Below are 2,036 nucleotides of genomic sequence, written 5' to 3'. Positions count from 1 at the left end.
AATGTGGGTCAGGCAGGTGCCGGTCACGCCCAGCAGGTGTTCCTCCACCGTGGGTGCCAGCCCGTAGCCCAGCAGGCCGGTCGCGCTGTCGTGCAGTTGCTGGTGGTAGCCGTCCTTGCCCAAGAACACGCGACGCAGTCCGGTGCGCGGTTCGACATGGGCACGGGCCACCAGTGGTTCCGGCTCGGATGCTTTTTCCTTGCCGGCGGCCGGCTTGCCTTGCCTGGCGAGCACCGCCGGGCGCTTCTCCTCGGTGATGAAATCCCGCAGGCCTGGCGGAAGCTTTGGATCGCGCACCGGCGCACTATGGATGTACTCAACCTCGGCGTGGCTGACCTGCTGCGGCTTGGTCACCAGATCAATGGCCGAGGAATTGGCGTGCACCGCGCGCTTGAGCGTTTCGAGCTGCGCATCGGTGGCCGGCGAGTCGATGTAGGCCACGTAGGAGAGATTGTTGGGATACGTCAGGGTCTCGCTCTTGCGCTCGGGGATGCTGGTGAACACCACATCCAGCGCATCCAGTTGCACGCCCTGCACCGCCGCCTGCACGATGTACTCATCGGCCACCGAGCTGGCCAGCGTGCCGACCAGCGAATCCCAAGAACCGGCGCCTAGGTTGTAGCCGGCGTAATTGCGGCCACTGTCGCTGATGTACTGGAACTCGCCGGTGGACCCGATGCGCAGGCGGCGTACGCCGGAGCGGCTTTCGGCGGTGACCTTGGCATGGATCTTCGTGGGCGGCACCACCCGCGCCGACTGTGTCTGGATGGCAGCGCGCTTGGCCGTCAGATAATCGCGCAGTGGTGATGCCTTGTCCTGCGCCGCAGAGGTCAGCGGGGCCGCCAACAGTAGTGTGGCAGACAGGAGGGCGGCGACAACTTTGCGCGGCGGCGCATAACGGGCGATGGACATGGGGGGGTGGGCTCCAGAAGCGATCTGAACAAGAGCCCACTCTTTCATGTTCGAACCCCACGTTTAAATAACTGTTGGCAATTCCCATATTAGTGGGGGGGGGTGACAGGAACCATGGCCGACTGGCCCCTGCCCCAGTTCCGAGACGGCGTCGATTGCTGAGAATCGCTGTTCGATGCATCGCACCCATCGCTTAGGCAACTGCGCCCATCGAGCCAGCCCGAGGATGTTCGTCCACTCGATCCCTGGCGCGCGCTTGCAAGCGTCCGCGCCCATCCATCCAATTCGACCCCAGCTCGGACTCCATCGAGCGGGTGCAGCGGGGGGGGGGGCGGCGCGGCTATAGTTCAGCGCTTGCAGCCTAAGCGAGCCATCCGTGGTGACGCAAGGCCAAAGCGCGTTCCAGCAGGGCCTTCGGCATCGCGCTCACGGGAACCCTGAAATGCCGACGCTGGATGCGGGGGCGACCGGCTCTAAGCCAGACGACGAGATAACATTGACATTGGGATCTTGGCACACGCCTACCTGGTTGAACGGCTATGGTCCCGACAGATAAGGCTTGAGGGTGCTCTCGCACCACATTCTGAAGGTTGTGGGCGTGCTGTTCTGTGCTGTCCTCTCCACACCCAAATCAAGTCCCTCACTTTTTGCACGCGCCATCGAAGCCATCCCCTCTGCCATCGCGCGCGAGAAGCCAAAGCGTTCGAACTGGTCCTTGTAGCTGGCAAGGGAAATTTGTTCATAGGCTATGTGACGGCCGAGAACCTCGCTCATCACCCTTGCCATCTGATCGAATGAGATATTCTCAGGACCAAGCACGGGGACCTCGGCTTGGCCTTCCCAAGAATCATCGAGCAGCCACCTCGCCGCCACTGCCGCAATGTCGTCTGTCGAACAGGACGGCAGTTCAAGATCTCGGGGTATCGGTAGAGAGAAGACGCCCCTATCTCGTAGTGGTCGCCCCTGCATGAGCACGTTGTCCATGAATGAGGGCATCGCAAGCGCTCTCTGATGCACGCCCGTACTCGAAATAAGGTCATCCATGGCGAGCGATGCGCTCACATAGCCGGCATCGGCAGCTTGAGGCGTGTTTCGCCCCAAAGCGGTGACCTCCACCACCTGAG

The 2,036-nt window shown here is 62.3% G+C and carries 2 protein-coding genes; both read right to left on the bottom strand.

The window, feature by feature from the left end:
• A partial coding sequence (locus AC1DQP_RS19875; RefSeq protein WP_478052351.1) for a hypothetical protein occupies positions 1-912 on the bottom strand: 912 nt, incomplete at its 3' end.
• A gap of 537 nt (positions 913-1,449) precedes the next feature.
• Positions 1,450-2,036: NmrA family NAD(P)-binding protein (locus AC1DQP_RS19870; protein WP_478052350.1), on the bottom strand; the 587-nt coding region annotated here is incomplete at its 5' end.

This window comes from Stenotrophomonas sp. P5_A8 (assembly GCF_056400545.1).
Note: the sequence above shows the minus strand (reverse complement) of the source record. Positions and strands in the feature narration are given on the sequence as shown.